Here is a 25,532-nt window from a genome sequence, read left to right as displayed (position 1 = left end):
TCGCCCAAGGTATGCGACGCCGTGCCCTCCTCACGACGATCGCGAGCGGGAGCGCCCTGCTCGCCGGCTGTGCCGCCGGCGAACCGACCGAGACCGAGCCAGGAACCGACCCCGCGACGGAGCCCGGGACCGAGACGCCCTCGCCGACCCCGCAGTCGACGCCCGACGCGGTCGTCGAACTCGAGGGGAACGCGCTGTTCGGCGCCAGCGTCGTCGAGCTCGACACCGTGGATCGGACGTACGCGCTCTCGCCGATGCGCTACCGCACCGAGAGCGGCGCCGAGATCCGGATGCGCTTCGACGCGACGGCGACCGCCGACCACCCCGCGCGGATCGTCGCGTCGGTCCAGAACGTCGAGCGGTACCCCGAGCAGTTCGACCTCGACTGGCTCCCGCCGTTCGGTCGTACCGCGAGTGAACCGCCACGCGAGCACCACGAGCGACTGATGGGCGCCGGCCTCCGCGACGAGGGGGGTCTGGTGCTCGCGCCGACAGACAACCACGACCTCGTCGACGACCCCCCGGCGGTCGAGCGCGGCGCCGACGGCTACTGGCGACTCGCAGGGGAGATCACGCGCTGGCTGCCCGAGACGCTGACGCTCGACCCCGGCGAGGCCGTCCGCGGCGAGTACGCCGTCGTCGGCCACCCCGAGGGGTCGGGTCGCCCCACCGGCGTCTACGAGTTCCTCGGCGGCGTCGACGGCGAGGACACGAGCATCACCGTCTGGCAGACGAGCGCGCCCGGCCCCGACGAGGCGTCCCGGTTCGCGGGCGAGTCGGTGCCGGCGATCGGCGGCGACGGCGAGGCCGGGGCGGGCTGGTACCACACCGCCGACGCGTCCTCGGGGACGTATCTCCGCCCCGAATCCGAGCGCGCCGAGCTCCCGGCGGGGATCACGTTCCAGTTCGTCAACCACACCCGCGAGGAGCTGGGCTGTGGCCACTGGTACGTGTACAAGCTCCACGACGGCCAGTGGTTCGACCTCGGGCCGTACGTCCGGACCGCCGAGTGCCGGATGGTGCCGCCGGCGGGGACGAAGTCCTGGACGCTGCACGCCTACCGCGGCGGCGGCGACCTCCCGCCCGAGTCGGGGCGCGCCTACCCCTTCCTCGGCGGCGGGCGCTACGCGGTCTCCGTGGGGTACGGCGCGGAGTCGTCGTCGAGCACGGCGATGGTCGAACTCGTCGGCGAGCCGATCGAGATCGTCCCGACCGACGGCGTCGAGGCCGACCGCGACGGCAGCACGGTGAGGGTCACGACGCCGGAGTGGGAGGGCGGCGACGGCGAGCACGACACCACGCTGTCGGTGACCCGCGCCGAGGACGCCGAGGAGACGCTGATCCGCGAGCAGGTGATGCGGCCGTGGTACCGCGGCCTGCGGAACACGCTCCCGTTCTTCGAGGCCGGCGTCGACGAGGTGCGGCTCCGGAGCGGCGACGGGGTCACGTACGGACTGATCGGCCACGACGAGTCGACCGGCCGCGTCCGGGTCGACGGCCAGGCGTACGAGCTCTCGGCGTCGGGGACGGAGTAGCGCTGCCGACAGCACAACACCCATCCCGCTACCGCCACTCCGTTCGTGTATGACGAGCAACCAGAGCGACACTTTCGAGATCGGCGAGTACACCGTTCACCGACTCGGCTTCGGGGCGATGCGGCTCTGCGGCGAGAACATCATCGGCGCGCCCGCCGACGAGGAAGCGGCCCGCGACGTGGCCCGCGAGGCGGTCGAGCTCGGCGTCGACTTCGTCGACACCGCCGACTCCTACGGCCCCGGAACCAGCGAGCGGCTACTCAGCGAGGCCGGAATCCTCGATGACGCGTTGATCGCCACGAAGGGTGGGATTCTCCGGAACCCCGACGGCGACTGGCTCCCGCGGGGCGACCCGGACTACCTCCGGAACGCCGTGCTCGCCTCGAAGGACCGCCTCGGTGTGGACAGCATCGACCTCTACCAGCTCCACCGCCCGGACCCCGACGCCGACTTCGAGGCGTCGGTGACGGCGCTCGGGGAGCTGAAAGACGACGGCCTGTTCGACAACGTCGGGCTGAGCAACGTCTCCGTGGAGCAGTTGGAGACCGCCCGCGACCACGTCGAGGTGGCGACGGTGCAGAACGAGTACAACCTCGCGAACCGCGAGCACCAGGACGTGCTCGACGCCTGCGAGGCCGCCGGGATCGGCTTCATCCCCTACTTCCCGATCGGCGCGGGCGACCTCGACGAGAAGGCGGCGGTCGTCGACGAGGTCGCCGAGGCCCACGACGCCTCGCGCTACCAGATCGCGCTGGCGTGGCTGCTCGGGAGTTCGGACGTGACGCTGCCGATCCCCGGCACGTCGAGTGTCAACCACCTGCGAGAAAACGTGGCCGCGAGCGGGATCGAGCTGACCGACGACGAGCTCGCACGGCTGGGCCAGTGAGTCAGTAGATCAGCTCGTCGGAGTTATCGACCATGTAGAGCGTGCGGGCGGCGACGTTGACCGTGTGGTCGCCGACGCGTTCGAGGTCCCGGACGGTGAGCAGGAGCCGCGACACGTCAGCCATCAGGTCCTCGACCTCGCCCTCGTCGTCGGCCTCCTTCTCGATCAAGTCCCGGACGATGATCTCGGAGGCGTTCTCACACAGCGCGTCGAGGTCGTCGTCGCGCTCGGCGACCGCGAAGCAGCCGTCGGCGTCCTCGTCCTCGTAGGCCGCCATCGCCATCGCGAGCATCTCCAGCGTCTCGTCGCCGATGCGCTGGACGTCGACGTCCGGGAACACCTCGTAGCGGGCCTCCTTGGCGTAGCCGCCGAGGTTGGTCGCGAGGTCGGCGATGCGCTCGAGGTCGGTGATGATCTTGAACGAGGAGGCGATGAAGCGCAGGTCGCCCGCGACTGGCTGCTGGAGCGCCAGCAGGTCGACGCAGTCCTGTTCGAGCTCGAGGTAGAGCTCGTTCACCTCGCTGTCGCGCTCGATCACCTCCTGGCCGAGCTCCCCGTCCTGCTGTTCGAGGGCGTCCAGCCCCATGCGGAGGCGTTCGGCGACGACCTCGCCCATGTACAGCACGTCCTCGCGGAGCGATTCGAGCTTCCGTTGGTAGTCTTCTCGTGGCATTATCCGAACTTCCCCGTGATGTAGTCCTCGACCCGCTCGTTCTCCGGGTTCTCGAAGATCTTTTCGGTGTCGTCGAACTCCACCAGCTCCCCGCCGGTGAGGAACACCGCGGTCTTGTCGGAGATGCGGGCCGCCTGCTGCATGTTGTGCGTGACGATGACGACCGTGTACTCCTCGGCCATCTCGTCGATCAGGTCCTCGATCTTCGAGGTCGCGACGGGGTCGAGCGCCGACGCCGGCTCGTCCATCAGCACCACCTCGGGGTCGACGGCGATGGCGCGGGCGATACAGAGTCGCTGCTGCTGCCCGCCGGAGAGATCCAGCCCCGACTGGTCAAGCTGGTCTTTCACCTCGTCCCACAGCGCCGCCTTTCGCAGCGCCTGCTCGACTTTCTCGTCGAGGTTCTCGGTGCGGTCCTGCAGGCGCAGCCCGTAGGCGACGTTGTCGTAGATGCTCTTGGGGAACGGGTTGGGCTGCTGGAACACCATCCCGATACGGCGCCGGAGCGCCACGGGGTCGACGTCGTCGTCGTACACGTTCTTCCCGTTGAACAGCATCTCGCCCTCGACGCGCGCGGCGTCGATGAGGTCGTTCATCCGGTTGATGCTCCGGAGGTAGGTGGACTTCCCACAGCCCGAGGGGCCGACCATCGCGGTCACCCGCTTCTCCGGGATCTCCATGCTCACCGACCGCAGCGCCTGGTTGTCGTTGTACCAGACGCTGAGGTCGCGGCTCTCGATTATCGTCGACGCCTCGCCGTCGGCGTCGCGATCCCGCCCCCGACCCTCGGGGACGCTCACCGCGTACTCATCGCCGCTCGATCCCTCGCTCACGTCAGTCCTCTGGTCAGCGTTGCTCATAGTGGTTGCGCACGTAGATGGCTATCGAGTTCATGCTCAGCATCGCCGTCAGCAGCACCACGATCCCCGCGGCGAGCACGGTGGTGTAGAACGCCGGGCTCGCGTACGTCGACGCCCAGACGTACAGCTGGAGCGGCATCGCGCCGATCGCGGAGTCCCAGGAGTTCGGCACGCCGAACACCTGCGCGGCGCCGATCACCAGCAGCGGCGCGGTCTCGCCGATCGCCCGCGAGAGCGCGAGGATCGTCCCCGTGAGGATCCCCGGAAACGCCCGGGGGAGCACGACGTTCTTCACGGTCTGCCAGCGCGTCGCCCCCATCCCGTAGGAGGCCTGCCGCGCGGAGTCGGGCACCGCCCGGATCGCCTCCCGCGAGGAGATGATCACGATCGGGAACACCAGCAGCGCGAGCGTCGCGCCGCCGACCAGCAGCGTCCCGGTCGGCTGGCCCGCGTAGCGGACGAACAGCCCCAGCCCCAGCAGGCCGTACACGACGCTGGGGACGCCCGCGAGGTTGCTGATGTTCACGTCGATGATCCGCGTGAGGGTAGTGTCGGGCGCGTACTCCTCGAGGTACACCGCGGCGCCGACGCCCGCCGGCACCGCGATGGCGGCGACGACGAACATCAGCAGGATCGTGCCGACGACGCCCGAGTAGATCCCGACGGCGCCGGGGTCGGCGCCGCGCTGGACGGTGCTGGTCAGGAACCCCCAGTCGACCCAGGACTCCGGCCCGGCGAAGCCGAGCGCGCCGACGAGCAGTTCGCCCGCGAGCGCGCCGCCGACGATCACCGCGGGCAGCAGCAGGCCGATCCGGCGCTCCGGGCGCTCCCGGGCGACGATCGCGACGTACAGCCCCGTCGGCACCGCCGCGAACAGCGCCAGCGCGACGCCCGGGATCGCGCCGAGCCCGGTCGTCATGCCGATCACGCCGCCGACGGCGCTCCCGAACAGGATCGCCACGCCGGCGATCCACCCGTCACGCCGGCCCCAGCGACCGCCGATCCAGCGACCCAGGAGGATCGCCTCGGGGATGCCCAGCGTCAGCACGAGCACCATCCAGTCGGCGGGGACGGTCGGGAGTGACTGCACGAGCCCCGGGATCACCAGCAGCGAGCCCACTGTGACGGCGAGCACTGTCGCCAGCTCCGCGAGGAACGGCACGTCGCGGTCGGTGCGGGCCAGGCCGACGACGAGGGCGGCCGGCACCGCGAGCGCGACGACGAAGGAGAGCCACACCAGCGTCGGGATGACGTCGATGAACAGCGCCGCGAGGCCGCCGGCGTACAGCGCGGCGACGGCCGGCAGCACCGTCCCGAGCAGCCCGGTCGTGAGCGTGCCGTAGCTCCGCTGGTAGCTCCACCAGCCGACGCCGATCGTCGGCAGGACGAGCGTGAGGAAGAACGTCAGGTGCCAGCCGGGGTCGGCCGTCAGCGGCCGGACCGCGTCGTTGGCGACGTACACCAGCAGCACCGCGAGCGTCAGGATGCCGGCCAGCGTCGACGCGAACAGCACGCCGCGGAACAGTGTGCCGATCCGCCGACTGACGCGGCCGAACCCCTCGTAGGCTTCACTCATTGGTAGTCCTCCTGGTAGTGTCGGGCGATCAGGTCACTCAGCACGTTCATCGCGAGCGTGATCACGAACAGCACCAGCCCCACCGCGAACAGGCTGCGGTACGCCAGCCCCCCGCCGGTCACGTCGCCGGTCAGGAGCTGGATCATCGCCGCCGTCATCGTCATCCCCGGTTCGAGGTAGGAGTCGGGGTCGAACAGCGAGAGGTAGGAGGCGATGCTGGTGGGGTCGAACTCGCGGGCGAGCGAGCCGCCGGCCAGCGTCACCGCCATCGTCTCGCCGATGGCCCGCGAGAGCGCGAGGATAAAGGAGGAGAAGATGCCGGACGCCGCCGCGGGGACGACGACGCCGGTCGACACGTCGTACTTGGTCGCGCCCATCCCGTAGCCGGCCTGTCGGAGGTCGTCGGGCACCGCCTGCATCGCGTCCTCGCTCACGGAGGCGACCATCGGGAGGATCATGATGCCGACGACGATGCAGGCCGAGGCGACGTTGAACAGCCCGTCGACGCCGAAGAAGGCGTCGAGCACGGGCGTGATGTACGCGACCGCGAAGATGCCGTAGATGATCGAGGGGACCCCCGCCAGGATCTCCAGCGCGGGCTTGAGGTACGACCGCGCCCGCTCGCTCGCGTACTCGCTGAGGTAGAGCGCGGTCGCGACCCCCAGCGGGATGGCGATCAGCCCGGAGCCGATCGTCACCATCAGCGTCACCGCGACCAGCGGCATGACGCCCAGGTTCGGCCCCTGGAGCCCCCACTCGCTGCCGGTGAAGAACTCGGTCAGCGTCGCCGTCGGGCCCTCGATCCCCAACAGCGGCGCGGATATCGTGAAGAACTTCGCAGCCTCGTACACGAGGAGGCCGATGATACTCAGCGTCGTCGCGACCGAGAGCGCCGCACAGCCGAAGAAGAACGCTTTCGCGAGCAGTTCCCGCGAGGAGTTCTGCGTCCGGCGGGTCAGCCCCTCGGTCGCCCCGTCCCCGCTCATAACGTATCACTCATCGGTGTAACCTCGAAAAAGCGCTTCGTTGTGTGGTTCACGAGTCGACGACTACTCGGACGCGGCCTCGATGGCCGACTCGAGTCGGTCCAGCATCTCGTCGCGCTCCTCCTCGGTGTTGGGGACGTAGCCGACCTCGTCGGCGACGATCGTCTCGCTGGTGCTGTTCTCGAGCCAGAAGCGGGCGAACTCCGCGATGTGTTCCTCCGCCAGCGCGGACTGCGCGGGGTAGGTGAACAGCGGCCGCGAGAGCGGCTGGTACTCGCCGCCGCTCGCGGTCTCGAGCGTCGGCTTCACGCAGCCGTCGCCGTTGTCGATCCCGAGCGCGGTGACGCGGTCGGTGTTCTCGGAGTAGTAGGCGTACCCCATGTAGCCGATCGCGTACTCGCTGTTGGCGACGCCGTTGATGATCTGGTTGTCCTGCTCGGTCGACTGGTAGTCGGTGCGGTGGCTGCCCTCCTCGCCGATGATCTCCTCGAGGAAGTAGTCGAACGTGCCGGAGGCGTCGGTGGGGCCGTACAGCTTGATCTCCTCGTCGGGCCAGTCGCCGTTCACGTCGCTCCAGGTCGTCGGCTTCCCCTCGGCCGACCAGATCTCCGCGAGCTGCTCGACGGTGATGCACTCCTCGCCGTCCTCGCCGAACCAGCTCGCGTCGTTGTTGACGACGACGGTGACCGCGTCGGTGGCGACTTTCAGCTCCACCGGCGTCACGTCGTTGCCCGAACACTGCTCCTCCTCGGTCCCCGTGATCGGCCGGGAGGCGTTGTTGAAGTCCGTATCGCCCGTACAGAAGTAGTTCGTGAACCCGCCGCCGCTCCCCGTGGAGTTGACCGAGATGTCGACGTTCGGGTGGACGTCCTCGGCGGTGAACTCCCCGCGCATCGCGACCGAGAGCGGGAACACCGTCGAACTCCCCGAGATGTCGATGTCGCCCGAGAGCCCGCCGTCGGTCTCGGTGCCCGTGTTGCTCGTACAGCCGGCAGCCGCGACCGCACCCGTCGCGGCGGCGCCGGCCAGGAACGTTCGTCGGGAGACGCCGTCGGTCTGTTTTGCCATCACTGGATGCCAGTAGCTTCGAGGGTAAATACACTACTATGAAATCTATATAGACGAACGTTTGGAAACAGTTCGCACGCCATCCCTCGCGAACTGAGGCCGGACCATCTCCACGTCGGTCGGATTCTGGACCGTCGTTGGCACGTCGTGGCTACCGAACTGGGCTGAGTTCCGGATCGTGGACCCCGCGCACGCCGCTCGATCGGCGCGAACGTGTCGAAGTATATAGTCGAGAGGAACGTTTAACATCGGCGGCACGTCTACGTAGTGTCGATGGTTGAGACCCGGAAGGTGCAGGTGACGGGCGGCTCGACGTTCACTGTCTCGATTCCGAAGGAGTGGGCCACCGGGAACGACGTCGAGGCCGGCACGCGCGTCGAGTTCCACCCCGAGGGCGACTCGCTGATCCTCACGCCCGTCAGCGAGGCCGAGCGCACCGAGGGGAGCCTCGACGTGGCGGGGCTCGAGGGCGAGGAGCTCCGGCGGGCGGTGATGACGATGTACGTCTCGGGGTTCGACGTGATCTCCTTCGAGGCCGACCGCATCACCACCGATCAGCGCCGGACGGTCAGGCAGGCGACCCAGAGCCTCGTCGGTCTCGAGGTGCTGGAGGAAACTGCCGACCGCGTGGTCGTCCGGGACCTGCTCGACTCCTCGGAGCTGTCGATCTACAACGCCGTCGACCGGATGCGCCTGATCGCGTCGTCGATGCTCGACGACGCCGTCGAGGCGCTGGCGACCGGCGACGCGGACCTCGCGGCGGACGTGATCCAGCGCGACGACGACGTGGACCGCCTGTACATGGTGGTCTCCCGGATCTTCCGAGCGACGCTCCGGAGCCCGACCGCCGCCGAGGAGTTGGGGCTCCCCCGCGAGGTCTGCTTCGACTACCACTCGAGCGCCCGACAGCTGGAGCGGATCGCCGACCACGCGACGAAGATCGCCCACCTCTCCCGCGAGCTCGAGGGGAAGCCGCCCGAGGAGGTCACCGAGTCGCTCCGGGAGCTGCAGGACGCCGCCGCGGGCGTGATCGACGACGCGATGGCGGCGCTGTTCGCCGAGGAGAACGACGAGGCGATCCGGCTGGCCAACGGCGCCCGCGAGCGCGTCCAGGAGCTCGACAGCAGCGCCCGCGGGATCGACGAGCTCCTCCGGGAGCTCGACCCGGCGCGGGCCCAGCTCCTCGGGCTGATCGTCGACTCGCTCTCCCGGTCGGCGGACTACGGGGGGAACGTCGCCGAGACGGCGCTGCAGAAGGCGGCGCCGACGCCGTAAGTCGAGGCTCTGTGAGGGCTGGACCGCTACAGACGCCGGACGGTTCGGAGTAGCAGTCGCTCGACCGCAGAACAGTCGGAAGAACGGTGTGCCCCGTTATTCAACGACGACCGCGCTCACCTGCCCGGACTGGCCGGGACGGGAGGTGACGCGGGCGGTGCCGGCGCTGGTCTCGATGACCGCGCCCTTCGTGATGATGTTCCGCCGGACGTAGTTGACGTTCGCCGGGTTCTCGGTCACGTCCTCGATCTCGGCCTCGACGGTCTCCTCGCCGTCGGCGACCTGCGCGACGTTCGTCGAGAGCGCGCGGATCTTGCGCTCGTTCCCGCGGGCGTCGACGGTGCGGAACCGCGGCTCGCCGACGGTAGTCTCGGTGGGCTCGTTACCCAGCTGGTGGCGCTTCTTCTTTCGGGATCGGACGCGTCGGCCCCCGGTTCGCTTGCGCGGAGAGGGTCCCTGGTCTTGCATACTCCCGGGAACGGCCAGCGAGCACTTGAAGCGTTCGACTCCCGACGGCGGCTCCGCAACGCTTAGGCCCGGCGCCACACCCCACACGAGTATGAGCTTACGGACCACCGTCGCCGTCCCGTTCCGCCAGGAGGGCCGGGACCGACTGGGCGACGGCGAGTTCGTCGTCGCGCTCTCGCTGGACCGGGACTGGTTCTCCCCGGACCAGGCCAAGCGCGTGGTCGACGTGGCGCTCGGCCGCGGGCTGCTCGATCGCGACGACGGCGAACTGGTCGCGACGTTCGACCCCGACGGCGTCGACGTGCCCGAGGAGTTCTCCCCCGACGCGACGTGCTGCGTGAGCAGAGCGCCTTCGAGCAGGTGCTCGACCGCGTCACCGACGCCGGGGTGGAGAAACAGGCCGCCGTCGCGGGGATCAACGAGCTCCAGCGCGAGCTGGGGCTGACGATCGAGGCCGCCGCCATCGTGTACGCGCGCCGCGAGGGCGTCGACGTGAGCGACGCCGCGGGCGCGGCCCGCAACTCGGTGCTGGGCGAATGAGCGCCGACCGCATCACCGACGGCCACCGGATCGCCCAGCTGCTCGCCTCCGAACTCGAGAGCGGCGCCAGCCACGACGCGCTCGCGGTCACCGACGCCGACCCCGACGTGGAGCCCACGCCCGAGGGCGCGCTGGCCTACCGCGTGCTGAACACCGCGCGCGACGAGCCGATCGCGACCGTCTACGTCCAGCCCGACCGCGTCCGCGTGGAGTTCCGCGCGCGCCCGCGGCGGTCGCCGACGCCGCCGAGGAGCAGGGGCTCCGCGTCCGCCCCAAGGCCAGCCAGCCGCCCCGGACGATCGTGTTCGTCGAGGACGGCGCGGAGGTGAAGCGCGTGATCCCCGCCTTCGACGCCGCCGTCGACGCCGACTGATCAGGGTTCGAGCCGGTCCAGGATCGGGATCTCCGCGAGCCGCTCGTCGTCGAGCGCGTCCCAGTCGACCCCCGACGGCTTCGCCGCCGGCGCGCCCGTCCGGATCGACCGCTCGGGCGTGAAAAGTCGATCCATCGGCACGTCCAGCGGCGTCGTCGGCACCTCGTCGCCGACCACCTGGATCTCGTGCACCGTCGTCGCTGTCGTCGTGTCGTCGTCGACCAGCCCGAACTCCCGCAGGATTGCGAACTCCAGGTCGCTGTACCCCTCGCCCTTGCCGACGCGAGCGCCGTCTTCGGTGACCGCGACGCTGCCGGAGACGATCAGGTCGATCGGCGCCATCGCCTCGGGGCCGACCGGGACGCCGAGCGCCGACGAGCCGCCGATGGTGGTCGCGTGGTCGATGTCGTCGATCTCGGCTGGGTCGAGCCGCAGGAAACAGTCCTCGTCGCTGAGCCGCGGGACGGCCATGTACAGCAGTTTCCCAGACTCCAGTGCCCGCCGCCGGACTGGTCGCTGCGGCGAGTCGGGGTTGCACTTGATCGCGTCCGCGGCCGCCCAGGCGTCGGTGGCCGCGAGCCGTTCGGCCGCCCGTTCGGCGCCGGCGAAGTTGGGGATCCGGCCGTGGGGTGGGAACGGGAAGCGGGCGTCGCCGCTCTCCTCGAGTTCGTCCCACACGCGTTCGCGGAGCGCTTGCTTCTCCATGGCGCCCCGTTGGAGCGCCAGTCGCTTAGCCCCCCGGACGGTCGCCCCGACGGCAACGCTTTTTCCGGGGCGGTGGGATGTGGGGCCGTGAACGTCGGTCAGCTCCCCGGCCCGATCCGCTTCCTCGGTTCGCTCGTCGACAGGCTGGCGCCGCTGTTCCCCAACTGGGGGAGCTCCCCAGCCGTGAGCTTCCTGATCCTGGTGCTGTTCACCGCCTTCGGCTACGGGCTGTCGCGGTACGTCGTGCGGCTCGTCGGCCGCCAGGTCGCCAAGCGGTTCCGGCGCCAGAGCGTCGCCCAGCAGATCCTCCGGCTGATTCGGGCGCTCGTCTCGCTGTTCTTCTTCCTCGTCGGCGCGGGGCTGGTCGGCCTCGAACTCGGCAACATCGTGCTCTCGGTGACGGTGTTCTCGGCGGTGATCGGGATCGTGCTGGCGCCGCTCGTGGGGTCGATGGTCAACGGGCTGTTCCTGCTGGCCGACGAGCCGTACGAGATCGGCGACATGGTCGAACTCTCCGACGGCACCCGCGGGTTCATCGACGACATCACGATCCGGTACACGAAGATCTTCACGCTCGAGAACACGTTCCTCGTGATTCCCAACGACGTGATCAGGGAGGACAAAGTGACGAACTTCTCGGCGGAGGACGAACGGATCCGGCTGTCGCTCTCCGTCGAGGTGACGTACGAGAGCGACGTGGCGACCGCCCGATCGCTGATCGAGAGCGCGGCGAGCAAGGTCGACGAGGTGATCGAGGGCGGACCCGACATCCGGATCGGCTCGGCGCGCTACCCCGCGCGGCCGACCTGCTACATCGACGAGTTCCACGACGACGGCGTGATCCTGACGCTCCGCTACTGGGTCGACCGGCCGTACAAGCTGCTGACCGCTCGCTCGCGCGTCCAGACGGCGATCTGGGAGCGGCTGGAGGAGCAGGACGTCGACGTGGAGATCGCCTACCCGCACCGCCACCTGGTGTTCGACGACACGAGCGGCGAGGCCCGGGTCGCGACCCGGGAGGCCGCCGAGCGGGCGGCCGTCGACTCCGCCGCGGTCCGCGGCGAGGCCGCCCCGGAGGAGGACGCCGAGAACGGGCCCTGATCTGGTCGCGGGGGTCACGCGGGCGCGCGCCTGTACCGTTACCTTTCTGCCTCGCCGGCCCCGAGTCCTAGGCATGACCACAGGGATCGCGGTGCTCAACTTCGGGGAGCCGGCCACGGCCGACCGGGACGTCGTCGAGGAGTACCTCGAACGCATCTTCTTCGCGAACATGGACATCGAGGGCGAGACCACCGAGGCGGCGGCCCACGAGCGCGCCAGCACGCTGGCGGAACGCCGCGCGCCCGGGCTGATGGAGGAGTACGGCGAGATCGGCGGCTCGCCGCTGAACGCCCACGCGCGGCGCCAGGCCGAGCTCGTCGAGACCGAGCTCCGCGACCGCGGCTACGACGTGGAGACGTACGTCGGCTACCAGTTCATGGAGCCGTTCATCGGCGACGCCGCCGAGGCCGCCCACGCCGACGGCGTCGACCGGCTGATCGGCCTCCCCGTCTACCCGCTGTGTGGCCCCTCGACGACGGTGCAGGCGCTGGAGAAGCTCTCCGAGGCCGTCGACGAGCTCGACTGGGACGTCCCGTACACCGAGATCACGGGGTACCACACCCACTCCGCCTACGCCCGGCTCCGCGCGGACAACATCCGGCAGACGCTGGACCGCGAGGGGCTCGAGCTCGACGAGGACACCCGGCTGATCTTCTCGGCCCATGGCACCCCCACCTACTACCTCGACGAGGGGAGCCGCTACGTCCAGTACGTCGAGGAGTACTGCGAGATGGTGGCGGGGATGCTCGGCTACCCCGACTACGAGCTGGGCTACCAGAACCACGCCAACCGCGACGTGGAGTGGACCCAGCCCGACGTGGAGGACGTGGTCGAGGAGATCGACGCCGAGCGCGTCGTCGTCGACCCCACGAGCTTCATGCACGAGCAGAGCGAGACGCTCGGCGAGCTCGACGAGGACCTCCGCGAGGAGGCCGAGGAGCGGGGGCTTGGGTTCACTCGGGTGCCCGTCCCCTACGACGACGAGCGGTTCGTCGGCCTGCTCGCCGACCTCACCGAGCCGTTCATCGCCGACTTCGACCCGGACCTGTACGGCCTCCAGCAGTGTAAATGCCGGCCGGAGCCGAACGCGATGTGTCTGAACGCCCGTCGCAACGAATGAGCGACGACGAGGACGCGGCCGGCGGCGCCGACGACCCCAGCGTCGCGATCGTCGGCGGCGGGATCACCGGGCTCTCGACGCTGCACGCCCTCGACGAGCGCGGCGTCGACGCCGTCGCCTTCGAGGCGACTGACGAAGTCGGTGGCGTCGTCCAGAGCCGCGATGTCGACGGGAAGCTGCTCGAGGTCGGCCCCCAGCGCCTGCGACTGACCGACGCGATCCGGGCGATGGTGACCGATCTCGACATCGCCGACGAGCTGATCACGGTCGACGACGATCTGCCGCTGTTCGTCTACGCCGACGGGAAGCTCAGGGAGGTGCCGCGGTCGCTGTCGGCGTTCCGCCGCACGGACCTGCTGTCGACGCGGGCCAAACTGCGCCTGCTGGCCGAGCCGCTGACCGACCCGATCGACCCCGAGGAGACCGCACAGGACGCGTTCGTCCGCAAGTTCGGCGCGGAGACGTACACGAACCTGATCGCGCCGCTGTTCGGCGGCACGTACGGCTCCGACCCCGCCGAGATGCCGGCGAGACACGCACTGGAGCCTATGATGGGGCTCGAGAGCCGGAAGGGGAGCCTGCTGCGGGCGGCGCTCTCCCGGCTGGTGTTCTCGAACGAGGAGACGCCGCCGGCGGCGAGCTTCGAGTCGGGGCTCCAGCGCCTGCCGGAGGCGCTGGCCGAGGCGTACGCCGACCGGCTCCACCGCGAGACACCGGTGACGGCGATCGAGCGCGCCGGGGCCGGGTCGGACGCCGAGTGGCTCGTTCACACCGACGACGACACCCGTCGCGTCGACCACGTCGTGGTGACGACGCCCGCCGCCGAGACCGCAGACCTCGTCGAGGGCGTCGACGCCGAGAGCGCCGCGGCGCTCCGGGAGTTCAACTACAACCCGCTGGTGCTGGTCCACCTGGAGAGCGCGGTCCGCGCCGACGGGTTCGGCTACCAGGTGCGCCGGACCGAGCCGATGCGCACGCTGGGCGTGACGTGGAACACGAGCCTGTTCGACCGCGACGGCGTGTACACCGCGTTCCTCGGCGGGATGCACGACCCCGAAGCGATCGAGCGCGACGACGAGACGCTGGGCGGGACCGCCGCCGAGGAGTTCGAGCGCGTGATGGGCGTCGACGCCGAGGTGCTACACGTCGAACGGATGCCGCGGGCGTTCCCCGCGTGGGACGACTCCTGGGCGGCCTGCGAGCGCGTCGACCTGCCCGAGGGGATCACGCTCGCGACCAACTACACCGGGCGGATGGGGCTCCCCTCCCGGGTGCGCGAAGCGCGACGGCTCGCCGGGGAGCTCTCGAACGCGCTGGGCGAGTAGCCCGCTCGATTCCGTTCAGTCCCACTCCCAGTTCTGCGCGGTCTCGACGAACGCCTCGACGCCCTCGATCGGTGTGTCGCGGTTGACGCCGTGCCCGAGGTTGAGGATGTGCCCTTCCGGCCCCGCGGCCTCGATGATCTCCGCGGTCCGCTCGCGGACCGTCTCGGGGTCGGCGTACAGCAGCGTCGGGTCGAGGTTCCCCTGCACGGGGCGCTCGCCGAGTTCGGCGCGGGCGGTCGCCATGTCGACCGTCCAGTCGAGCGCGACCACGTCGGCGCCGGTGGCGTCGAGGCTGTCGAGACGGCCGCCCATGTTCCGGACGAACTCCACCGTCGGCAGGTCGACGCGCTCGAGTATCTCCCGGTGCAGCGGAAGCACGTACTCCTCGTAGTCGGAAGGCGGCAGCACGCCCGCGTAGGTGTCGAACAGCTGCACCGCGTCGGCGCCGTGGTCGGCCTGCATCTCGAGGTACTCGGCGACCACGTCGGCGAAGCGCTCCATCAGCTCCAGGAACGCCTCGGGGTGGCGGGCGCGGAACTTCCGGACCTCCTTCCGCCCGCGGTCCGGGCCGCCGGCGACGACGTACGACGCCAGGGTGAACGGGCCGCCGGCAAAGCCCAGCACGGCGTCCTCGTCGGCGACGCTCTCGCTCAAGCGGTCGAGCAGGTCGGCGACGAACCCCAGCTCCTCGCGCACGTCGCCGCGGCGACGGGCCACGTCGTCCGGCCCCTCGACCGGGTTCTCGATGACGGGGCCGACGCCGGACTCGATGTGGTAGTCGAAGCCGAGCGGCTCGAGGCAGGTGAGGATGTCCGAGAACATCACCACGCCGTCGACGCCGTAGCGCTCGTACGGCTGGAGCGTGATCTCCTCGGCGACCGCGGGGGTCTCGATCGCCTCGCGGAAGGAGTACTGCTCGCGGAGTTCGCGGTACTCGGGCAGGTGCCGGCCGGCTTGCCGCATCAGCCAGACGGGCGGGCGCTCGGTGCGCTCGCCGCGGGCGGCACGCACGAGAAGCGGATCGGTCATAGCGGGGGTTGGGCGGGTCGGGGTTAGTGCGTTTCCGTTCGATGCGGGACCATCGAGCGATCGCGTGACCGACGGGGCGACTACTTCCACTGCTCGGCGCCGGGCTCGGACTGGAGTTCGCCTTTCGCCTGCCGGCCGCTCGGGTAGAACGCGAGCAACAGGACGGCGCCGTAGAACACGCCGACGCCCAACAGCACCGCCTCGCCCGGGATCGCGCCCACGCCGGCGGCGGCGACGACGCTCGTGAGGCTCCCGAACACGGTCAGCCGGACGACCCACGCGCCGACCAGCACGGAGATCAGCGGGAAGTACACCCGACGAAGGCGGCGAGAGGTGGCCTCGACCGCCGAGATCTTGATCGTCGGCTCGCGGAAGTCCTCGCTCAGCAGCTGGCGCCAGTTCGACTGGACGGCGCCCTCCGGGTCGAGCGCGTTCGCGAACACGTTCTCCTCCAGCAGCCGGACCCGCGAGCGCCAGATGTCGTACACGCGGTAGCGCCGGACCTCGATCCACAGGAAGATCATCACCATCGCCATCCCGATGAGCAGGATGTAGTGGGGCCGCGAATCGGCGGAGAACGCCCAGGTCAGCAGCGTCGCCGTCACGACGACGGCCCAGTTGGTCGTCCGGTCGATCCGCGTCCGCCAGGAGGTCATCCGGGCGAGCTCACCCCGGTAGGTGTGGCCCATGAGCGAGAGGAAGTCGGACCGATCGGTGGCCGCCTCGCCGGCGATCTCGCGCTCCTCGGGGGACTCCGGGTCGAAATCGGGCGGGATGTCGGTCACCCGCGTGAGTACACCCCCCGACTGTATAAGCGTGTGACACCACCCCACGCGGAGCGGCGGGGCCGGCCGACCCACCTCACACCGGCCGCAGGTGCTCGCAGTCGCCCGCCGTCACGCGCTCGCGCTCGCCGTCGTCGGTCTCGACGACGAGCGCGCCGGGGAACTCGACGTCGACGGCCGCGCCGACGATCTCGCCGCCGGGCGTGTCGACCCGCACGCGCTGGCCGAGCGTCGCCGCGTGCTCGCGCCAGGCGTCGAGGATCGAGTCGGGGTCGCTGCGGAGCTCGTCATACGTCTCCAGCAGGCGCTGGGTGAACGCGCGGCGGTCGACCGGCTCGCCGCGCTCGATCTGGAGCGACGTGGCGCCCTCCGGGAGCGCGTCGGCGCCCACGTTCGCGTTCACGCCGACGCCGACGATCAGCCACGCGACGCGGTCGGCCTCGCCCTCCATCTCGGTGAGGATCCCGCAGAGCTTTCGCCCGCCGCGTTCGCCCGAGTCGCCGACCAGCACGTCGTCGGACGAGTCCGACTGGCTCTCGTTCGCTCTGGTCACGAGAACGTCGTTGGGCCACTTGATCGAGGCGTCGACGCCGGCCTCCCGCGCGGCCCTCGTGACCGCAACCGCGGCCGCGAGCGTGTAGACGGGCGCGTGCGCCGGCGGCGCGTCCGGGCGGAGCAGCAGCGAGGTGTAGATCCCGCCCGCGGGGCCGGTCCAGCCGCGGTCCAGTCGCCCGCGGCCGGCGGTCTGCTCGTCGGCGACGATCGCCACGTCCGCGCGGCCCTCGGCGGCGAGTTCGCGGGCGCGCTCGTTCGTCGAGCCGATGCTGTCGTGGAACTCCACGTCGAAGGCGGCGTCGAGGCCGAACTCGATCGCGGCGCCGCCGAACTCCGGCACGTCGGTCACGCGGTAGCCGTCGTCGACGCTCTCGATGCCGAGCCCCGCCTCGCGGAGCGCCTCGACCTGCTTCCAGACCGCGGCGCGGGAGACGCCGAGGCGGTCCGCGAGTTCCGGGCCGGCGACGGGGCCGTCGGCGAGCGCGTCGAGCAGCGCGCGGCGCGTGTCGGTCATGGCTCGTGGTGGGAGCGGCGGGGGTAAATCGGTCGTGGTTCGACAGGCGACGTACTCGGTCTCGGTCGGTCACTGCTCGCTTTTCCGCGGGAGTTTACCGGCTCCTTTCAGTCGGCGTTTTTCCGGTGTCGCACCGCACGCTCGCGGGTCACTCCGTTCCCCGCTCGCGTTACCGAGGGAGTTTACCGCTCCCTTCGGTCGCGTTTACCTCCCTCGCATGTTCGGAATCCTTTTGCGACACCTGGGCGACGTTGCCGACAATGACTGCAGGTGGTCCACAGTGACGATGGAGGACCGCATCGAGGAACTCCGAGAGCGCCGCGAGGAAGCCCTGAAGGGCGGGGGCGAGGAGCGCATCGAGCGCCAGCACGAGAAGGGGAAGATGACCGCCCGCGAGCGGATCAACTACTTCCTCGACGACGGCACGTTCACGGAGTTCGACCAGTTCCGGACCCACCGCAACCACAAGTTCGGGATGGAGGAGAAGCAGCAGTACGGCGACGGCGTCGTCACGGGCTACGGCGAGGTCAACGGCCGGAAGGTGTTCGTGTTCGCCCACGACTTCACCGTGTTCGGCGGCTCGCTCGGCGAGGTGTTCGCCGAGAAGGTGACGAAGGTGATGGACAAGGCGATGCAGGTCGGCGCGCCAGTCGTCGGCCTCAACGACTCCGCGGGCGCGCGGATCCAGGAGGGCGTCGACGCCCTCGGCGGGTTCGCGGAGATCTTCCGCCGCAACCAGGAGGCGTCCGGCGTCGTCCCGCAGGTGTCGGCGATCATGGGCCCCTGCGCCGGCGGCGCGGTGTACTCACCGGCGATGACCGACTTCACGTTCATGGTGAAAGACACCAGTCACATGTTCATCACCGGGCCCGACGTGGTCGAGACGGTCACCGGCGAGGAGGTCAGCTTCGAGGAGCTCGGCGGCGCAGTCACCCACGCCTCCACCTCCGGCGTCGCCCACTTCGCCGAGGAGAGCGAGGAGGAGGCGCTGGACAACATCGCGCGCCTGCTCTCCTACCTCCCGCAGAACAACGTCGAGGACCCGCCCCGGGTCGACCCCTGGGACGACCCCGAGCGCGCCGACGAGTCGCTCAACCAGGTGGTGCCGGACGAGCCGCGCAAGCCCTACGACATGCACGACGTGCTGGAGTCGGTCGTCGACGAGGGCTCGTTCTTCGAGGTCCACGAGGAGTTCGCGAAGAACCTCGTCACGGGGTTCGCCCGGATGGACGGCCGCTCCGTGGGCGTGCTCGCCAACCAGCCCCGGGTCAACGCCGGCACGCTGAACATCGAGGCCAGCGAGAAGGGCGCGCGGTTCATCCGCACCTGCGACGCGTTCAACGTCCCCGTGCTGACGTTCGTCGACGTGCCGGGGTTCATGCCCGGCACGGACCAGGAGCACAACGGGATCATCCGCCACGGCGCGAAGCTGCTGTACGCCTACTGCGAGGCGTCGGTCCCCCTGCTCACCACGATCACCCGGAAGGCCTACGGCGGCGCGTACGACGTGATGGCCTCCAGCCACGTCGGCGCCGACGTGAACTACGCCTGGCCGACCGCCGAGATCGCGGTGATGGGCCCCCGTGGCGCGGTCAACATCCTCTACAGCGACGAGCTCGAAGCCGCCGACGACCCCGACGCGCGCCGTGAGGAGCTGATCGCGGAGTACCGCGAGGAGTTCGCGAACCCCTACACCGCCGCCGACCGCGGCTACGTCGACGACGTGATCGAGCCGCCGGAGACGCGCTCGCGGCTCATCTCCGACCTCGAGATGCTGCAGGGCAAGCGCGAACAGACGCCCCAGAAGAAACACGGCAACATCCCGATATGACCGACGCGGAGCGCGACGAATCGGCAACGGGCGATGCCGCCGCCGGCCTCGCCGACCGCCTCACGCTGCCGGACGACGCCGACGAGGCCGAGGCCGCGGCCATCGCCGCCGCCGTCTCGGCGCACATCCGGGACCAGGAGGCGGCTGCCGCCGCCACCGCGGCCGAGAGCGACGAGGAGAGCTGGCAGGAGAAGCGCTGGGGGTTCGCGGGCCGCGTGGAGTCGCTCCAGCGCCGGACCGTCAGAGTCAGAGACGGCACGCCCACCGACGCCTGGAGCGCCGCGGGCCGGACGGATCGGCTCTGAGTCGGTCGGGTTCTCAGTCGCCGAAGTAGAGGTACGCCCGCGGCGCGACGATGCCGAGCAGGACGACGATCGCGAAGGCGATCCACTCCGGTACGTCGGTGAACACGGCGACGCCGATCCCGAGGGTCGCCGCGACGACCGCGAAAACCAGTCGGACCCGGATCTCCCGGTCGAAGTCGAGGCCGCTGCCGTTCTCGCTCATACGCTCCCTCCGAGAGCCGCGCCCCTGAACGCGTCGGTCGCTACTCGCCGGCGACCACGTCGTCGCCGACGCCGATCTCGCCGCCCTCGACGATCTCACAGCGCAGGCCGCCGCGGTGGACCAGCGCCTCTTGGATCCCCTTCTCCTCCAGTTTCCGCTCGAGATAGGTGCAGGGTTCACAGAGCTCGGCCCCCTCGACGACGGCGTCGCCGACGCGGAACCGCTCGCCGAGCAGGCGGTTCAGGCCGATCCCCCGGACCGTGAGGTTTCGGCGGTGGGCGCCGGGCGCGAAGCTCACGTCGTACTCCGCCTCGGCTTGCTCGATCGCTTCGGCCTCGATGAGCGTCACGTCGCGCGTGCGGTCCTCGTCGCCGCCCGAGAACGTCCCCTCGTTCTCGAAGTAACGATCGCCCTGCAGCCCCTTCCCGACGACGGCGTCGACGGACTCCCGCCGCTCGGGCGGGGCGCCCGCCTCGCCGGCGACGTGGACGTGCTCGACGGTTCCGGTCATGCCCCCGGCTGGGGACTGACCGCCAATAAGCCCGCGGGTGGCGGCGACTACTCCGCGCCGACGAACTCGTCCAGCGTCGCCGGCCGGCCGCGGCGCTCGCTGACCAGCGCGCCCGCCACGTCCAGGTCCAACCGGTCGACCGCCTCGCGGCCGACGCGCTCGGTCGCCGGCTCGACGGTGTAGACGCCGAGGCGCCACTGCTGGTACTGTGCGGTCCGGAGCGCCTTCACCAGCGGCGACTGGCGACCCAGCCGGCGGATCTCGTCGCCGACCATCACGCGGCTCGTCGACTCGGTCATCGACGGCTCCGCGGGCACGTCGACGAGCACCTCCCGGGCGTCGAGGTCGCAGGCGGCGGCGATCTCGGCCTCCAGCTCCCGGAGCTCCTCGTGGCCGGCGTCGAGCAGCCAGTCCGGCACCCCGCCCAGCTCCGCCCAGACTGCGCGCTTGTACAGGTCCCGCTCGGCGTAGCGCCGGGCGAACTCGGCGGTCTCCTCACGGAGCCGCAGCGAGACGAGCAGCCCGTGGTCGTCCATCCGGCGGAGCTCCTCGGCGGTCAGGTCGGGGTCGCTCCGGAGCAGGCGCTCGGCCGCGCTCCGGAGCATCGCCTTACTGATCCGGGCGACGTGGTGGGAGTAGACGGTGGGGTTCATCAGCGCCCGGGCGACCAGCAGCGACTCGGCGCTCTGGACGTTCCCCGGCCCGAGCACGAGCTCGCCGTCGACGAACCGCAGCGCCCGCACGAGTCGCCCGGGGTCGATCGTGCCGTACGGAACGCCAGTGTGGTGGGCGTCCCGGACGAGGTAGTCCATCCGGTCCACGTCGAGTTCGCCCGAGACCAACTGGCCGTACTTCCCCTCGCCGGCGACGAGGCCCGCGACGCGGGAGGGCTCCAGCCCGTTCGCCCGGAGCACGTCGCCGACCTGGCCCTCTGCGAGCAGTTCGTCGACGTCGTCGTGGTACTTCCCCGTCTCGCGGTGGGTCAGCGACTCGATGTTGTGCGAGAACGGCCCGTGGCCCACGTCGTGGAGCATCGCCGCCGCGCGGACGCGCTCGGCGTCGACGCCGTCGACGTCCATCTGGTCGAGCGCCTGCTCGGCGAGGTGGTAGACGCCGAGCGAGTGCTCGAAGCGCGTGTGGTTCGCGGAGGGGTAGGCCAACTGCACCGTCCCCAGCTGCTTGATGTGGCGGAGTCGCTGGACCGCGGGGGTGTCCAGCAGGTCGGCGGCGACTCCCTCCACCTCGATGTGGTCGTGGACGGAGTCCTTGATCGTCGTCATACGCCGGGGTTCGGCGGCATCCGGTAAAAAGGACGGTAGATAGGACGGAATGCGAGCTTACTGGAACCCCACGGGGTTGCTGTTAGCGTTCAGTACTGGGAGTGAGACTCCCCTTCATCTGGGAACGCCTCACGAGCGGCTTCCGCTGCATCGGTCCCCTTCCACATCCTTGAACCGGCCAAGACGCAGCGATATTGCTCACACGATCCCTTGATTCGGAATCGACAAAAGCGTCCGCCCGCCTACTCCCCGTTCTCGAACTCCCGCTCCCCGAGGTGGCTGCGCAGCGTGTCCACGTCCTTGTTCCCGGCGCCGGTGTTCAGCAGCACCACCGTGTCGTCTGCCCCGAGTTCGCCCGACTCGGCGAGGTCGAACGCCCCTGCGGCCGCTGCGGCGCAGGTCGCGCCCATCTCCACGCCCTCGGTCCGGGCGATCTCGACGGCGGCGTCGAGGATTTCTTCGTCGCTCGCCGCGACGGCGCCACCGCCGCTCTCTTCGAGCGCGTCGAGGATCATCGGACTCGCGCCCGGGTCGGGGACGGCGATGCCGTTGAGCACCGTCGAGATGTTCTCGTCGCCCCACGCCTCGTGGACCGACTTCCCTTCGTCCCACGCCCGCACGACGGGCGCACAGCCGGCGGCCTGCGCGGCGTACATCCCCGGCAGGTCGTCGACGAGACCGAGATCGCGGAACTCCTTGGCGCCCTTGTGCATACCGACGAGGCCGACGCCGCCGCCCGTGGGGTAGACGACCGCGTCCGGCACCTCCCAGTCGAGCTGTTCGACGGTCTCGTACAGCATCGTCTTCTTCGTCTCGTGGCGGTAGGGGGTGACGAACGTCTTGGTGGAGTACCAGTCCTCCCGCTCCATGCGCTCGGCGTAGCCCGCGCCGGCGTCGGTGATCTCCCCCTCGACGACGTGGAGCTCGCCGCCGTGGACTTCGACCATCGCTTTCTGGGTGTAGCCCGCGCGCTCGGCCAGCCAGACGTGGGCGTCCATGTCGGCCCGGGCGGCGTACGCTGCGGCGGCCTGCCCCGCGTTGCCGGCGGTGTTGAGCGCGATCGTGTCGGCGCCGTGCTGGGCCGCCGCGGTCACCGCGCCGGTCTGGCCGCGGTCCTTGAACGTCCCGGTGGGGTTGTGCCCCTCGTCTTTGATGTACACCGCGTCGACGCCCATCGCGTCCGCGAGCGCCGGGCAGTCGACCAGCGGCGTCGCGCCCTCACCGATCGAGACCGCCGACTCGCGGGGGAACGGCAGCAGCGCGTCGTAGCGCCACAGCGAGTCGAACGGCTCGCTCTCGAGCGCCTCGCGGCTCACGTCGACGGCGTCGTAGTCGTACGCCGGATCGAGGATCCCGCCACAGTCCGGACAGCGGTGGGTCGCGGTCGCGGCGTCGAACCGCTCGCCGCAGTCGATGCAGTCCAGCCCGACGAACGCCTGGGTCGTCTCCATGTCCCCGGCTGTGGGCGCCACGGCTAATGGGTTGTGCGATGCGGCAAGCCGGGGGCTACTTCTCGGTCGACGGCTGCGTCGGCCCCTCGATCTCGCCCTCGGTCCACTGGTCGAGCGTGGCGACGGTCGGCGTCTCCGCCTCCCCCTCGGCGGCGTCGTCAGCGTCGGTGGCAGCGTCGGCGGCAGCGTCGTCGCCCGCGTCGGCGTCCTCGTCGAACGTCCACGCCTCGGCGTCGAGTTCGGCTGGGTCGACCGAGCGCACCTCGACGGGCATCGTGCCGTCGACGGTGGCGTCACAGACCAGATCGAGCTCGACCAGCACCGTCGTCATCGCCGGCGGGTCGTCGCCCGGGGCGTCCGGCAGCGACCGGGAGAGCAGCGCCGCGGGCGTCGTCGCGTCGCCGGTTCCCGGGCGGACCAGCCCATCGCGGACGAGGTCGAGAAACGTCGGCGTCACCCGGGCGTACGTGAACGCCTCCGCCGCGTCGTCGGCGTCCCGCTCGGCCGCGACGAACAGCGGCCTCGCGCCGCTGCCGGTGTCGAACTCGACGAGTTCGCGCAGCCGGAACGCCCGCGCGAGCCGCGAGCGCGCGTCGGCGGCCGCCTCGTCGCGCAGCAGACTGCCGTCGACGGCCATCGAGAGCCGCCCGCCGGCGGCCAGCCAGTCGGCGGCGCGGTCGAGAAACAGCGCGGAGCGGTCGAGCCCGCCGGGCACGTCCTCGTCAGCCGCCGTGGCCCCGGGCGCGTCCTCGATCGCCCCCGTCGGCGCGTCGCTGGCGACGTAGCCGAACCCCGTCCGGGACCGGAGCTCGGCCGCCCGCTCGCGGCGGCGTGCGCGCTGGCCGTGCGCTGCGCCCTCGTACCCCTCCCGTTCCGTTCGCAGCGCGTCGGCACGGTAGACGCCGAATCGCCCGAGCGAGAACTCGTCGTCGGCCGCAGCCGCGTCGGCGTGGGTGTCGACGGTCCGCAGCAGCAGCCGGCTCTCGGTGAGGTGGACCGCGTAGGCGTGGCGGTCGAGCCCGTGGAGCCGGTCGCGGACGGTCGACAGCGTCTCCGCGGCCGTCGCGTCGGTCCGGTCGAGGCGGTCGAGCAGGCGGTCGGCCGCGCCGACCAGCAGGCTCCCGTCGCCGCAGGCCGGATCGAGCAGGTCCGACTCGGGCTCGTCGATCGTCGCGTCTGCGGTGTAGCCGGCGCGGTCGAGCAGCAGCCCCGCCGTCGACGGCCGGGTCGCCCCGCGGACGGGCCGCGCGTCGGCGTCGAGGTGGCGCTCGAACGCCGCGGTGAGCTCGCGGGCGTCGAGCTCGCCCACGTCGACGGCGGACAGCGCCGCGACGGCGTCGGCGAAGGCGTCGGCCACGTCGGCCTCGAACACCCAGGCGAACGTGCCGTCGTCGGTCGCCCCCCGGCTCACGCCCGCCAGCTCCTCGCGGACCGCCCGCACCATGTCGGTGGCGTCGCGCTCGGCGTGCTCGGTCCGGTCGGCCCAGAACTCCCGGTAGTCGCCCAGATCGCCGGCCAGTCCGCGGTCGGCGGCGACCCGGGCCAGAAACAGCGTGTCGAGCGCGACCGCGGCCGACTCCGCCGCGAACCGGTCGGCCACGGCGGCCTCGTCGCCGTCGTCGACGACCCGGCGCCAGCGGGCGAAGCCGGCCTCGAGCCGGCGGGCGGTCGCGTACGCCTCCCGGAGCTCGAACAGGTCCGCCCGGAGGTCGGTCACCGCCGGCTCGTCGCCCGCGGCTTTCGCCTCCTCGATCCGCGCCTCGATCTCGGCCTCGCGGTCGGCGAACTCTTGGATCCGCCGGGAGAGCTGGTCGAACGCCTCGGAGATCGCGGGCGTCAGGATCTCCGACAGTACCTCCGTCAGCGTCGCCCCGAGCGCCGCCGGCGTCGCCTCCCCCGCGGCGTCGTCCGCCGCCGCGACGTCGCCGAACGTCGGGTCGGCGTCGGCGCCGGCCGGGTCGTCGGGCGCCGCCGAGACGGCGTCGCGCCGGAGCGCGGTGAGCTTCGCGACGGCGAGCTGCTGGCCGGGCGTGAGCGCCTCCGCGAGCGAGCGGTCGCCGGCGCGCTCGACGGTCGCCCGGAGGTCGATCTCGGTGAGCTCGCGGGTGGCGACGCCCCGGCGCTCGGTCGCGTCGTCGTGGCCGGCCGGACAGCGCGCGAGCACCGCCAGCCGGTCCCGGTTGGTCGCGACGGCGTAGCGCGCCGCCGGCTCCTCCCCGAGGCGGTCGAGCGCCCGACGCCGGGGGGCACGGAGGTCCTCGCCGGGCGCCGCCGCCGCGAGCGCGATCGCGGGCTGCCCGTCGTCGTCGACGAACGTCACCTCGCGCCACTGCTCGCGCTGGCTGTAGGCGATGTCGTCGTACCCCAGCACGTCGTCGAACAGCCGCCGGACCAGCAGCGGCACGTAGTCGCCGGGCTCGACCGCCGACCGACGAACAGCTCCCGAACCGCCTCGATCGCCCGGTAGACGAACCCGCTCCCTGTCCGTGTGCCCGTCATGTGTACTCCGAGTTACCAGAGCCTCGTAACGGACTGACTTAATCCCGCGGGTCGAACCGGCTCGGAAAGCCGGCTGCCA

At 70.8% G+C, this 25,532-nt stretch carries 23 protein-coding genes and 2 pseudogenes; 10 read left to right on the top strand and 15 right to left on the bottom strand.

Features of this window, described 5'->3' with window-relative positions; all coding sequences use genetic code 11:
* Positions 1-11 precede the first annotated feature (11 nt).
* Together ACP95_RS08720 and ACP95_RS08715 are read left to right on the top strand one after the other, a co-directional pair.
* The gene (locus ACP95_RS08720; protein ID WP_049980828.1) at positions 12-1,535 is read left to right on the top strand and encodes a hypothetical protein; all 1,524 of its coding nucleotides are present in this window, start codon (positions 12-14) and stop codon (positions 1,533-1,535) included.
* A 49-nt stretch (positions 1,536-1,584) separates the two neighbouring features.
* The gene (locus tag ACP95_RS08715; RefSeq protein WP_049980827.1) at positions 1,585-2,421 is read left to right on the top strand and encodes an aldo/keto reductase; all 837 of its coding nucleotides are present in this window, start codon (positions 1,585-1,587) and stop codon (positions 2,419-2,421) included.
* A gap of 1 nt (position 2,422) precedes the next feature.
* Here ACP95_RS08715 and phoU read toward each other — a convergent pair whose 3' ends face one another.
* The 5 genes from phoU to ACP95_RS08690 all read right to left on the bottom strand — a co-directional run bounded on the left by phoU (position 2,423) and on the right by ACP95_RS08690 (position 7,584).
* Positions 2,423-3,094 carry a phosphate signaling complex protein PhoU gene (gene phoU / locus ACP95_RS08710; RefSeq protein WP_049980826.1) on the bottom strand — a complete coding sequence of 224 codons (672 nt, stop codon included), beginning with the start codon at positions 3,092-3,094 and terminating at the stop codon, positions 2,423-2,425.
* On the bottom strand, positions 3,094-3,954 hold the full coding sequence (pstB, locus tag ACP95_RS08705) for a phosphate ABC transporter ATP-binding protein PstB (protein WP_049980825.1): 861 nt from the start codon (positions 3,952-3,954) through the stop codon (positions 3,094-3,096). The genes phoU and pstB overlap by 1 nt, the downstream gene beginning before the upstream one ends.
* Complete coding sequence (gene pstA, locus ACP95_RS08700; RefSeq protein ID WP_049980824.1) at positions 3,941-5,530, bottom strand: phosphate ABC transporter permease PstA; 1,590 nt, start codon at positions 5,528-5,530, stop codon at positions 3,941-3,943. Before pstA ends, pstB begins: the two co-directional genes overlap by 14 nt.
* Positions 5,527-6,516, bottom strand: a complete 990-nt coding sequence (gene pstC, locus ACP95_RS08695) for a phosphate ABC transporter permease subunit PstC (protein ID WP_049980823.1) — start codon at positions 6,514-6,516, stop codon at positions 5,527-5,529. Before pstC ends, pstA begins: the two co-directional genes overlap by 4 nt.
* Positions 6,517-6,579: 63 nt before the next feature.
* Positions 6,580-7,584 carry a PstS family phosphate ABC transporter substrate-binding protein gene (locus tag ACP95_RS08690; protein ID WP_049980822.1) on the bottom strand — a complete coding sequence of 335 codons (1,005 nt, stop codon included), beginning with the start codon at positions 7,582-7,584 and terminating at the stop codon, positions 6,580-6,582.
* 273 nt (positions 7,585-7,857) lie between these two features.
* Between ACP95_RS08690 and ACP95_RS08685 the strand changes: the two genes are divergently transcribed.
* Positions 7,858-8,859: a phosphate uptake regulator PhoU gene (locus tag ACP95_RS08685; protein WP_049980821.1), complete on the top strand. Its 1,002-nt coding sequence runs from the start codon at positions 7,858-7,860 to the stop codon at positions 8,857-8,859.
* 96 nt (positions 8,860-8,955) lie between these two features.
* On the opposite strand, the gene ACP95_RS08680 is transcribed toward ACP95_RS08685, so the two are convergent.
* The gene (locus ACP95_RS08680) at positions 8,956-9,327 is read right to left on the bottom strand and encodes a 30S ribosomal protein S8e (protein ID WP_049980820.1); all 372 of its coding nucleotides are present in this window, start codon (positions 9,325-9,327) and stop codon (positions 8,956-8,958) included.
* 91 nt (positions 9,328-9,418) lie between these two features.
* On the opposite strand from ACP95_RS08680, the pseudogene ACP95_RS08675 reads away from it, so the two are divergent.
* Positions 9,419-9,867 (top strand): annotated as a pseudogene (locus ACP95_RS08675) (DUF2240 family protein).
* Positions 9,864-10,240: pseudogene (locus tag ACP95_RS08670) on the top strand (hypothetical protein). Before ACP95_RS08675 ends, ACP95_RS08670 begins: the two co-directional pseudogenes overlap by 4 nt.
* Here ACP95_RS08670 and ACP95_RS08665 read toward each other — a convergent pair.
* Positions 10,241-10,945, bottom strand: coding sequence for a 5-formyltetrahydrofolate cyclo-ligase (locus tag ACP95_RS08665; RefSeq protein ID WP_049980819.1), 705 nt, complete (start codon positions 10,943-10,945; stop codon positions 10,241-10,243). It abuts the pseudogene before it with no gap.
* A gap of 87 nt (positions 10,946-11,032) precedes the next feature.
* Between ACP95_RS08665 and ACP95_RS08660 the strand changes: the two genes are divergently transcribed.
* From ACP95_RS08660 to hemG, 3 genes are all read left to right on the top strand, one after another.
* On the top strand, positions 11,033-12,046 hold the full coding sequence (locus ACP95_RS08660) for a mechanosensitive ion channel family protein (protein WP_049980818.1): 1,014 nt from the start codon (positions 11,033-11,035) through the stop codon (positions 12,044-12,046).
* A 73-nt stretch (positions 12,047-12,119) separates the two neighbouring features.
* Positions 12,120-13,166, top strand: a complete 1,047-nt coding sequence (gene hemH, locus ACP95_RS08655) for a ferrochelatase (RefSeq protein ID WP_049980817.1) — start codon at positions 12,120-12,122, stop codon at positions 13,164-13,166.
* Complete coding sequence (hemG, locus tag ACP95_RS08650) at positions 13,163-14,491, top strand: protoporphyrinogen oxidase (RefSeq protein ID WP_049980816.1); 1,329 nt, start codon at positions 13,163-13,165, stop codon at positions 14,489-14,491. Before hemH ends, hemG begins: the two co-directional genes overlap by 4 nt.
* Before the next feature lie 15 nt (positions 14,492-14,506).
* Here hemG and hemE read toward each other — a convergent pair whose 3' ends face one another.
* The 3 genes from hemE to ACP95_RS08635 all read right to left on the bottom strand — a co-directional run bounded on the left by hemE (position 14,507) and on the right by ACP95_RS08635 (position 17,374).
* Complete coding sequence (hemE, locus tag ACP95_RS08645) at positions 14,507-15,520, bottom strand: uroporphyrinogen decarboxylase (protein WP_049980815.1); 1,014 nt, start codon at positions 15,518-15,520, stop codon at positions 14,507-14,509.
* Between the two features lie 80 nt (positions 15,521-15,600).
* The gene (locus ACP95_RS08640) at positions 15,601-16,305 is read right to left on the bottom strand and encodes a DUF2270 domain-containing protein (protein ID WP_049980814.1); all 705 of its coding nucleotides are present in this window, start codon (positions 16,303-16,305) and stop codon (positions 15,601-15,603) included.
* A 76-nt stretch (positions 16,306-16,381) separates the two neighbouring features.
* Positions 16,382-17,374 (bottom strand): biotin--[acetyl-CoA-carboxylase] ligase, encoded by a 993-nt coding sequence (locus ACP95_RS08635; RefSeq protein WP_049980813.1) that lies wholly within the window; start codon positions 17,372-17,374, stop codon positions 16,382-16,384.
* Between the two features lie 286 nt (positions 17,375-17,660).
* On the opposite strand from ACP95_RS08635, the gene ACP95_RS08630 reads away from it, so the two are divergent.
* Both ACP95_RS08630 and ACP95_RS08625 read left to right on the top strand, forming a co-directional pair.
* Entirely contained in the window at positions 17,661-19,205 is a 1,545-nt protein-coding gene (locus ACP95_RS08630) for an acyl-CoA carboxylase subunit beta (RefSeq protein ID WP_049980887.1), read from the top strand.
* A complete protein-coding gene (locus ACP95_RS08625; RefSeq protein WP_049980812.1) occupies positions 19,202-19,510 on the top strand; it encodes a hypothetical protein in 309 nt (102 codons plus the stop codon). Before ACP95_RS08630 ends, ACP95_RS08625 begins: the two co-directional genes overlap by 4 nt.
* Positions 19,511-19,523: 13 nt before the next feature.
* Here ACP95_RS08625 and ACP95_RS08620 read toward each other — a convergent pair whose 3' ends face one another.
* The 5 genes from ACP95_RS08620 to ACP95_RS08600 form a co-directional block, all read right to left on the bottom strand.
* Positions 19,524-19,712 (bottom strand): hypothetical protein, encoded by a 189-nt coding sequence (locus tag ACP95_RS08620; protein ID WP_049980811.1) that lies wholly within the window; start codon positions 19,710-19,712, stop codon positions 19,524-19,526.
* Between the two features lie 40 nt (positions 19,713-19,752).
* Positions 19,753-20,223, bottom strand: coding sequence for an MOSC domain-containing protein (locus ACP95_RS08615; protein WP_049980810.1), 471 nt, complete (start codon positions 20,221-20,223; stop codon positions 19,753-19,755).
* A gap of 47 nt (positions 20,224-20,270) precedes the next feature.
* Positions 20,271-21,503 (bottom strand): HD domain-containing protein, encoded by a 1,233-nt coding sequence (locus ACP95_RS08610; RefSeq protein WP_049980809.1) that lies wholly within the window; start codon positions 21,501-21,503, stop codon positions 20,271-20,273.
* A 242-nt stretch (positions 21,504-21,745) separates the two neighbouring features.
* Positions 21,746-22,954 carry a threonine synthase gene (locus tag ACP95_RS08605; protein ID WP_049980808.1) on the bottom strand — a complete coding sequence of 403 codons (1,209 nt, stop codon included), beginning with the start codon at positions 22,952-22,954 and terminating at the stop codon, positions 21,746-21,748.
* Positions 22,955-23,009: 55 nt separating this feature from the next.
* The gene (locus tag ACP95_RS08600; protein WP_049980807.1) at positions 23,010-25,358 is read right to left on the bottom strand and encodes a hypothetical protein; all 2,349 of its coding nucleotides are present in this window, start codon (positions 25,356-25,358) and stop codon (positions 23,010-23,012) included.
* Positions 25,359-25,532: the final 174 nt, after the last annotated feature.

Origin of the sequence: Halolamina rubra, assembly GCF_000739555.1 — an archaeon.
Taxonomy (GTDB): Archaea; Halobacteriota; Halobacteria; order Halobacteriales; family Haloferacaceae; genus Halolamina; species Halolamina rubra.
The sequence above is the reverse complement of the archived record's forward strand: the minus strand, read 5'-3'. Positions and strand labels throughout refer to the sequence as shown.

Excerpts from the sequence above, each read along its gene's own strand:
- ACP95_RS08720 (WP_049980828.1), top strand. The coding sequence starts at position 12 with ATGCGACGCCGTGCCCTCCTCACGACGATCGCGAGCGGGAGCGCCCTG.
- ACP95_RS08715 (WP_049980827.1), top strand. The coding sequence starts at position 1,585 with ATGACGAGCAACCAGAGCGACACTTTCGAGATCGGCGAGTACACCGTT.
- phoU (WP_049980826.1), bottom strand. The coding sequence starts at position 3,094 with ATGCCACGAGAAGACTACCAACGGAAGCTCGAATCGCTCCGCGAGGAC.
- pstB (WP_049980825.1), bottom strand. The coding sequence starts at position 3,954 with ATGAGCAACGCTGACCAGAGGACTGACGTGAGCGAGGGATCGAGCGGC.
- pstA (WP_049980824.1), bottom strand. The coding sequence starts at position 5,530 with ATGAGTGAAGCCTACGAGGGGTTCGGCCGCGTCAGTCGGCGGATCGGC.
- pstC (WP_049980823.1), bottom strand. The coding sequence starts at position 6,516 with ATGAGCGGGGACGGGGCGACCGAGGGGCTGACCCGCCGGACGCAGAAC.
- ACP95_RS08690 (WP_049980822.1), bottom strand. The coding sequence starts at position 7,584 with ATGGCAAAACAGACCGACGGCGTCTCCCGACGAACGTTCCTGGCCGGC.
- ACP95_RS08685 (WP_049980821.1), top strand. The coding sequence starts at position 7,858 with ATGGTTGAGACCCGGAAGGTGCAGGTGACGGGCGGCTCGACGTTCACT.
- ACP95_RS08680 (WP_049980820.1), bottom strand. The coding sequence starts at position 9,327 with ATGCAAGACCAGGGACCCTCTCCGCGCAAGCGAACCGGGGGCCGACGC.
- ACP95_RS08665 (WP_049980819.1), bottom strand. The coding sequence starts at position 10,945 with ATGGAGAAGCAAGCGCTCCGCGAACGCGTGTGGGACGAACTCGAGGAG.
- hemH (WP_049980817.1), top strand. The coding sequence starts at position 12,120 with ATGACCACAGGGATCGCGGTGCTCAACTTCGGGGAGCCGGCCACGGCC.
- hemG (WP_049980816.1), top strand. The coding sequence starts at position 13,163 with ATGAGCGACGACGAGGACGCGGCCGGCGGCGCCGACGACCCCAGCGTC.
- hemE (WP_049980815.1), bottom strand. The coding sequence starts at position 15,520 with ATGACCGATCCGCTTCTCGTGCGTGCCGCCCGCGGCGAGCGCACCGAG.
- ACP95_RS08635 (WP_049980813.1), bottom strand. The coding sequence starts at position 17,374 with ATGACCGACACGCGCCGCGCGCTGCTCGACGCGCTCGCCGACGGCCCC.
- ACP95_RS08630 (WP_049980887.1), top strand. The coding sequence starts at position 17,661 with ATGGAGGACCGCATCGAGGAACTCCGAGAGCGCCGCGAGGAAGCCCTG.
- ACP95_RS08625 (WP_049980812.1), top strand. The coding sequence starts at position 19,202 with ATGACCGACGCGGAGCGCGACGAATCGGCAACGGGCGATGCCGCCGCC.
- ACP95_RS08620 (WP_049980811.1), bottom strand. The coding sequence starts at position 19,712 with ATGAGCGAGAACGGCAGCGGCCTCGACTTCGACCGGGAGATCCGGGTC.
- ACP95_RS08615 (WP_049980810.1), bottom strand. The coding sequence starts at position 20,223 with ATGACCGGAACCGTCGAGCACGTCCACGTCGCCGGCGAGGCGGGCGCC.
- ACP95_RS08610 (WP_049980809.1), bottom strand. The coding sequence starts at position 21,503 with ATGACGACGATCAAGGACTCCGTCCACGACCACATCGAGGTGGAGGGA.
- ACP95_RS08605 (WP_049980808.1), bottom strand. The coding sequence starts at position 22,954 with ATGGAGACGACCCAGGCGTTCGTCGGGCTGGACTGCATCGACTGCGGC.